Source organism: Streptomyces dysideae (assembly GCF_001514305.1).
Taxonomy (GTDB): Bacteria; Actinomycetota; Actinomycetes; order Streptomycetales; family Streptomycetaceae; genus Streptomyces; species Streptomyces dysideae.
Map to the genome: position 1 here is coordinate 150,512 of NZ_KQ949100.1, position 6,711 is coordinate 157,222.

General features: G+C 71.1%; 7 protein-coding genes and 1 pseudogene. 2 read left to right on the forward strand and 6 right to left on the reverse strand.

Annotated features, from left to right (window positions below; all coding sequences use genetic code 11):
* Positions 1 to 71: 71 nt before the first annotated feature.
* The 3 genes from AQJ91_RS32945 to mshB all read right to left on the reverse strand — a co-directional run bounded on the left by AQJ91_RS32945 (position 72) and on the right by mshB (position 3,777).
* Complete coding sequence (locus AQJ91_RS32945; protein WP_067028898.1) at positions 72 to 2,315, reverse strand: peptidoglycan binding domain-containing protein; 2,244 nt, start codon at positions 2,313 to 2,315, stop codon at positions 72 to 74.
* Between the two features lie 158 nt (positions 2,316 to 2,473).
* A complete protein-coding gene (locus tag AQJ91_RS32950; RefSeq protein WP_067028900.1) occupies positions 2,474 to 2,875 on the reverse strand; it encodes a DUF6113 family protein in 402 nt (133 codons plus the stop codon).
* The gene (mshB, locus tag AQJ91_RS32955; RefSeq protein ID WP_067028902.1) at positions 2,872 to 3,777 is read right to left on the reverse strand and encodes an N-acetyl-1-D-myo-inositol-2-amino-2-deoxy-alpha-D-glucopyranoside deacetylase; all 906 of its coding nucleotides are present in this window, start codon (positions 3,775 to 3,777) and stop codon (positions 2,872 to 2,874) included. Before mshB ends, AQJ91_RS32950 begins: the two co-directional genes overlap by 4 nt.
* Before the next feature lie 74 nt (positions 3,778 to 3,851).
* On the opposite strand from mshB, the gene AQJ91_RS32960 reads away from it, so the two are divergent.
* Positions 3,852 to 4,037 carry a hypothetical protein gene (locus tag AQJ91_RS32960; RefSeq protein ID WP_067028904.1) on the forward strand — a complete coding sequence of 62 codons (186 nt, stop codon included), beginning with the start codon at positions 3,852 to 3,854 and terminating at the stop codon, positions 4,035 to 4,037.
* Here the strand turns inward: AQJ91_RS32960 and AQJ91_RS32965 are convergent.
* Together AQJ91_RS32965 and AQJ91_RS50425 are read right to left on the reverse strand one after the other, a co-directional pair.
* Positions 4,013 to 4,636: a Uma2 family endonuclease gene (locus AQJ91_RS32965; RefSeq protein WP_067028906.1), complete on the reverse strand. Its 624-nt coding sequence runs from the start codon at positions 4,634 to 4,636 to the stop codon at positions 4,013 to 4,015. The two genes, AQJ91_RS32960 and AQJ91_RS32965, sit on opposite strands and share 25 nt — an antisense overlap.
* A 52-nt stretch (positions 4,637 to 4,688) precedes the next feature.
* Positions 4,689 to 5,571 (reverse strand): annotated as a pseudogene (locus AQJ91_RS50425) (helix-turn-helix domain-containing protein).
* A 449-nt stretch (positions 5,572 to 6,020) separates the two neighbouring features.
* Between AQJ91_RS50425 and AQJ91_RS32975 the strand changes: the two are divergent.
* Positions 6,021 to 6,236 (forward strand): NIPSNAP family containing protein, encoded by a 216-nt coding sequence (locus AQJ91_RS32975; protein ID WP_234383164.1) that lies wholly within the window; start codon positions 6,021 to 6,023, stop codon positions 6,234 to 6,236.
* A gap of 8 nt (positions 6,237 to 6,244) precedes the next feature.
* Here the strand turns inward: AQJ91_RS32975 and AQJ91_RS32980 are convergent.
* Positions 6,245 to 6,711 (reverse strand): WD40 repeat domain-containing protein (locus AQJ91_RS32980; protein WP_199848077.1); only part of this gene is annotated, 467 nt, incomplete at its 5' end.

A 6,711-nucleotide genomic window follows, 5' to 3' on the forward strand; every position in this document is an offset into this window, starting at 1 on the left:
ACGCGGCGGAGCCGCATAACGGCACAGACCCGCGCCCCTTTGGGGCGCGGGTCCTGGCCGTCGTCGGTCTGCTAGTTCGGGTTGGTTTCGATGATCGCCACCCTGTCGGTCTTGCTCTTCAGGGCCTCGCGCAGGGCGACGTAGACGTCCTCGGGCGTGACCGGCGTCTTCTTGCCGTTGGCCCGGGTGATCTTCACGCCGTCGAAGGCGCCGCCGTAGAGGTCCTTCAGGGCGGTCAGGTCGGGGGCGTCGACCAGTTTGCCGTCGACGGCCTTGACCTTGAGGAACTTCCAGATGGAGTTCTGCGGGCTCATGGGCACGGGGACGCTGCCCGCCGCGTCCGTCTGCACGGTGACGTTGGCCGACATCGCCGGCTCGGCGAACTCCTTCATGAACCGGTCGACCTCGGCGTTCGTGACCGTCGGCTGCTTGGTGGTCGTGGCGAGGGGCACCGCGGCGGACGTGCCGGTCTCCACCTGGGTGCGGTACGCCTCCTCGACCGCGTCGGTCGACTTGGTGACGTCGACGCCCTTGCCCGCCTTGCCGTAGACGGCGACAGCCTTGCCGGGCTTGAACTGGACCGTGCCGTCGGTCGAGGAGGCGGTGTCGCCGGCGGCGTTCTCCAGGGCGGCCTGCAGCTTCTCCTCGTCGACGGGCATCGTCGGCTCGACGACCCGCTGCTGTCCGAAGAGCGAGCCGATCACGGAGACGGGGTTGTAGTCGCTCCCCGCGGCCTGGCTGACCGTGGCCTGCATGTCGAACTGCAGGCCGGCCTTGTCGGGCTCGAGGGTGACGGTCTTGCCGTCCACCGACAGCTTCAGCGCCTTGTTCACACGGCCGTCGAAGGCCTCGTTCAGCTTCTTGACCGCGTCGTCGCGGGTGCCGCCGCCGATGTCGACGCCGAGGACGGTGGTGCCCTTGGGCACGTCGGAGTGGTTCATCAGCAGGCCGGCGCCGTAGACGCCGCCGGCGATCACCACGAGGCCGCCGGTGAGCAGCATCAGCTTGCTGCGGCCCTTTTTCTTCTTGGGCGCGGAGGAGGCCGCCGGGCTGCTCTGCGCGGGCGGCTCGGGCAGTTTCGGGGCCGTGTGCTGCATCGCGCCGTCGCCGGTGCCCCGGGCGAAGGGGGCGTTCTGGACGTTGCCGGGTACGACCGGGATGCCGCTGGTGACGGTGTGCCCGGAGACGTTGTCCGCGGCGGGACCGCGGTAGCCGGGGGTGCCGGGCTCGGGGGCCGGCTTCTGCGGGGTGAGGATCGCGGTGTCGTCGCTCAGCCCGCCGCCGGGGCCGCGGCCTGACATCGCGCCCATGCCGGTGGGGCCGCCCATGCCGCCGCTGACCGGCGGCACCACGGGGCCGTCGCCGGTGACCGGACCGCCGGTCGGGCCCGCGGGGCCGTTCGGGGCGTCGAAGTCGCTGCCGGGGGCGGAGAAGTCGCTGCCCGGCCCGCCGAAGGCGTGGGACCCGGTGGACGACCCGTCGTAGCCGCTCAGGGCGCTCTGGCCGCCGTACGGGCTCGGGCCGTTCGGGCCGCTCTGGGAGCCGTAACCGCCCTGCCCGTCGGGGCCGTTCGGGCCGCTGTTCCCGTTCTCCGAGAAGTACGGCAGGTTGTCGCGGCGCGGTTCGCCGCCGGGGCGGGAGCCGTTGGAGCCGTTGCCCGCCGCCAGCGCCTCGGTGACGTCGAAGGAGCCGGTGCCGCCGCCGTGCCCGGGGGCCACGGGGCCGCCCGTCGCGCCGGAGAGGCCCGTGCCGTTGCCGCCGCCCGGGCGGGCGCCGTTCGCCCCGCCGGGCCGGGAGCCGCCCGGCACGCTCATGGCACCGACCACGCCACCGGGCCGACCACCAGCACCAGTGCTGGCACCTGCGCCCGAACCTCCGGGCACTCCGGCCCCGTTGGAGGACGCGCCGCCCTGACCGCCCTTGCCGGGCGAGGACTTGCGCGGGGCGAACCAGTCGCTCGCCTTCTCCCCGGCCACCGGGGACGCGGGCTCGGCCGGCGCCTCGACGGTGCGGGGGGAGGTGGTGGCGCCCGGCGCCGGGGCGTCCGTGTCCACGCTGTCGTCGGGGCCGTCGGCGTCGGCGACGGGGGTCCGGACGACGACCGGCGGAATGGGCCGTGATCCGGGGATGTTGATCCGGATCCGGGTCGTCAGCGTGGTCTCGGTCTTGCGTTCCTCGGACTGCGTGGCCGAACGGCCCGCGTCCGCACCGCCCTCGGAAGCCATGGGGGTCCCGTACGGCGGCGTGCCCGAGGGGTATGCGGCTCCGCCGTGCCCGTTGGGCCCGGAGGACGGAGTGTCAGTTTCACGACTCAAGGCAGGTTCTCCCGGTTGGCTCCGCCGCCCGCGTTACGACCTCTCTCGGGCGACTCGGCGGCGCGCACCACCATACTGGCCACTTCTGACCCGTAGCCCACGACCGCCGGGGAAACCCACACGGGACTCGCACGAGTGCGGTGTGGAGAAGTGGTACGTCACTTGCCAAGTCGGACGGCGTCACCGTCTGGTTGCCGCCCCTGGGCAAGGGTGGCGCACATCACAGCGACGGCCATGCCGCCGAGCAGGAAGAGATAGGAGGAGGCTCCCGTCCCGAAGACGAAGTCGCCTTCGGGGCGGCTGCTGGTGAGCAGGATGACGGCGATCAGCCAGCCACCGGCGGGCGCGACGGCACCGGCCCGGCTGCGGGCCGCACGGGCACCGCCCAGACAGAGCCCCGCCTCGCCCGCGAGCGCGAGCAGCAGCCCGCCCGGGAACCACGCGGCCTGCACCAGCGCCCCCGCCGCGGCGATCACCGCGCCGAGCACGAAGAGCCCCAGGTAGGAGACGGCACGCAGGGCGGACGGCCGCTGCGGCGGTCTGGCGAGCATCGAGCTCATGCCGCACCTCCGTTACCCGCGACACCCGCGAACAGATCGGTCTCCGGGACCGCCGCCCTCCCCCAGCCTTCGGCCGGGGGGACCCCCATCTCGCTTCGCTCGCCGCGCACCAACTCGTAGTACTCCGTGGTGAAGACGGGCTGTGCCAGGTCGTTGGAGAGCGCGAAGTACATCCCGGACACGTCGATCTGGGTGGCGTGGGCGCGCATCGCGGCGGTCTTTGCGGTGGTGTACGCGGTGCCGTCGATCACGGTGGTGATCCGGTCGTCGGCCACGACGCCGGGTACGTCGTCGACGACGGCGGCCTTGTCGTAGGGGAGGCCGGGCAGCTCCTCGCGGAGCCGGGCGAAGGCGTCCTCGGCGACGGCGCGCGGGACGCGGTTCCAGTAGATCTTCGCGACCGGGAATCCGGCGTCGGCGGCCAGCTCCGCGGCCCGCATCGCGACGCGGTGGGTCTGGATGTGGTCGGGGTGGCCGTAACCGCCGTCCGGGTCGTAGGTGACGAGGACCTGGGGGCGTACCTCACGGATCACCTCGACGAGCCGGGCCGCGGCCTCGTCGACATCGGCCCGCCAGAAGCAGGCGGGGTCGTCGTTGTCGGCGAGGCCCATCATCCCGGAGTCCTCATAGCGGCCCGCGCCGCCGAGCTGGCGGAAGTCGCGGACGCCGAGCTCGCCCATCGCGGCGGTGAGCTCGCGCAGGCGGTACTCGCCGAGGGCGGCACCGGTGAGGTGCGCAAGCTCGGGAGGAATGACCTCGCCGTGTTCCCCGAGGGTGCAGGTGACCAGGGTCACATGGGCACCCTCGGCGGCGTACTTGGCCATGGTCGCGCCGTTGTTGATCGACTCGTCGTCCGGGTGCGCGTGCACCAGCAGCAGACGCCGGGCGGGCAGTTCCGTCATGGCCTCAGCCTACGAGGCGCCCGCCCTTTCCCTGCCACCTCCCCGGCCGTCTGTCACCCTTCATCGTCGAGCACGTGGGCGATGGCGAGCGCGATGCGCTCGATCCAGTCGATGGCGTCGTTCACGCCGACCTCGTCAATGGGCCGACGCTGCAGCCGGGCCGGGCCAACTCGGACGAAGGTGGCCGATTCCCGCCCTTCGGATTCCGGATCATGTCCATCCGGATGCGGGGCGTTCAGGTCCTGGGCTCGGGCGCCTGAGTGCCGTTCTCCACGTAGCGCGGCAGGTTGTCCGTCGAGATCGTCCAGTCGCCGATGGTGACGTCCTCGCCGTACACGAAGTCCTTGCGGGTGGCGTAACGAGGGCCCTCGGGGGTGGAGTGGATGTCGGTGAGGACGGCACCGGTGCCGATGCGGGGGTCGAAGACGGCGTAGACGGGGATGCCGATCAGCGGGTAGTCGCGCATCTTGGTGCCCCAGTCGTTCTCGGGATTCGACTTGGAGACCACCTCGATGGCGGCGATGAGCGTGCGGGGATCGAAGGCTCCTTCGACATCCATGTCCGCTTCGGCGATCACCATGATGTCGGGGCGACGCATGATGCCTTCGGGCTCGTCCTCCACGTCGGGTTCGCCAGTATGCGCCACAAGCTCTTCCGGCATCACCTTCTCCAGGCGCTTCCGGATGCGCACTGCCGTCAGCTCGTGGCGGCCGCTGGGCGACATCATGTCGTGGACGATCCCTTCCTTGGTGATCTCGAATTTGCCGGGGAGGGTGTCATCCATGGACTGAACGAAGTCCCGCATGGCCCGATAGATGTGCGAGGCGCCCTGCTGTGCGTCGTCCGGGGCGATGGTCATGGCGCTCGCTCCTCGTCGTCTGTGCCCGGGGGCAAGGATCGTCACATTCATGCTAGGTGGCCTCCAGGAGATCGGATCGGCAATCCCGGCAGTGACCGGGTTCGGGGGAACGAAATGCGCGCTCGCACCCGTCACAGGTCTGGAGCGGGTGCCGGGCAGCCGATGGCGGGGCGGCGGGTGCGCGGAACGGGGGCGGGGGTGGTAGCTGGGCCGTGAGGCGGTGGGCCAGGAGGGCGGCGGGCCGTCGTGGTCCCTCAGGTGGGAGGTCAGCGGTGAGGGCCTGCCGTACGGCGGTGGGGCTGATGTCGCGTTCCAGCCAGGCGGCGACGCCTGGGGCGAGGTGGGCGGTGTCGCAGGTGGAGAGGAGGAGGCGGGGGTCGTGGCGGCGGAGGTCGGCGAGGAGGTCGGTGGCCTGCTGGAGGAGGGCAGGGGCGGGGTAGGCGGGCTGCGGGACGGCGGGGAGGTGCTTCTTGCGGGATGCCGGCTTCTTCGTCGGCGTCGGGTGGGGTGGCCGTGCGGGTTCGCGGTCGGCGTGGCGGCGGGCTCCGGGCTCCGGGCTGATTGCAGGAGATCGTGCGGGTGACGATGCGGCCGTCGGGGACTCGTGCGCGTTCCCGGCGCAGGTAGCCGTGGGCTTCCAGTTCGCGCAGCGCGGCGGCGATGCGTGTCGCGCCCTCGTGGAAGCGGTTGGTGAGGGTCTTGATGTCGACGCGGGCGCCCTTGGGCAGCGACTGGATGTGGCAGGCCAGACCGATCGCGAGGAGGGAGAGGTCCGGGTGCTGGGTGAGGTGGTTGCCGATCACCGTGAAGCAGGTGGTGTGGTGGGTGTGGTCGTGGAGGAGACCGCCGCCGACAGGGGGCCGCCGGTTCGGGTGTTTGTCGGCGGCAAGCCGGGACTGGGCGTGCGGGGGCGCGCTAGGGTTCTGCGTATCCATCGGGAAGGCCTCATCTTCCTCGGTGGTCAGGCCCTCGCACTGGGATTGGCGTCCCGGCGAGGGCCGTCGCATGTCTGCGGTTGTGTTGCGGCGAGCGTAAGGCAGGCAACCGGGCCGAAATCCAGCCGAGTTGGTGATGTTCACCCGCGTGAGTGAGTTTGCGGCGCGGGCGGGAGGGGTGGGGCTTGGTCGGGGTTCTTTCGCCCTCGTGGTCCTTGGGAAAGACCGCCCCTGACACCGGAGCACGAGCAGTCGTGCTCCGGTGGCAGACGAACTGAAGCGCCATGTCGGCAGGTGACAGGGATCATGTCGGCCTCCGTGCCGACTCGTGGTGCTACAGCCTCCACTCGGAGAGGATGTCTGCCATGCCGAAGACGACACAGTTGCGTACGTACACCGTCCGGGACGGCCTGCTCGACGAGTGGGTTGAGCGGTAGCGGCAAGAAATCGTGCCGTTGCGACTGGAGTTGGGGTTCACGGTCGGAGGGGCATGGGTGGACCGGGAGAGCAATCAGTTCGTCTGGCTGATCTCGTACGAGGGCCCGGAGACCTTCTCCGAGCGCAACGCGCTGTACTGGTCGTCGCCCGAGCGAAAAGCCATGGGCCTGAACCCGGACGACTACCTTGTCCACACCGAAGACCGCACGGTCGAAGTGGCCTATTGATCACACGGTCACGCGGGGTCGAGCGGCAGCAGGTGCTGCCGCCGTTCCTCGTGCGTGAGCGTGCGGAAGACCCTTCCTCGGGCGGTCGCCTCCAGCCGGTCGTAGTCCGGATCCGCCCGCCACACCCGCGCCGTTCCGTCGGCCGACCCTGTGAGCAGCCGCGTGCCGTCCGGCGACCACGCCACGGAGGTCACCTTGTCCTGGTGCACGCCGACGACGCCGATCTCCTCAAAGGTGGCGGCGGACCAGACCCGTACGGTGCGGTCGTCGGCGCCCGTGGCGATGTGCCGTCCGTCCGGTGACCAGGCGATGCCCTCGACGAAGTCCGAGTGCCCGGCGAGTGTGGTGGCCGCCGTTCCGGTCGTCAGGTCCCACACGATCGCGGTCTGGTCGTGTGCGGCGGAGGCGAGGCGGTTGCCGTCCGGTGACCAGGCCACACCCCACACGTCCTGGCCGTGCCCGTGCAACTCGTGCA

What these genes read in the sequence shown, in the direction of transcription:
- mshB (WP_067028902.1), bottom strand. Translation starts at nt 3,777, where the DNA reads ATGACGGAACTGCCCGCCCGGCGTCTGCTGCTGGTGCACGCGCACCCG.
- AQJ91_RS32965 (WP_067028906.1), bottom strand. Translation starts at nt 4,636, where the DNA reads ATGACCATCGCCCCGGACGACGCACAGCAGGGCGCCTCGCACATCTAT.
- AQJ91_RS32950 (WP_067028900.1), bottom strand. Translation starts at nt 2,875, where the DNA reads ATGAGCTCGATGCTCGCCAGACCGCCGCAGCGGCCGTCCGCCCTGCGT.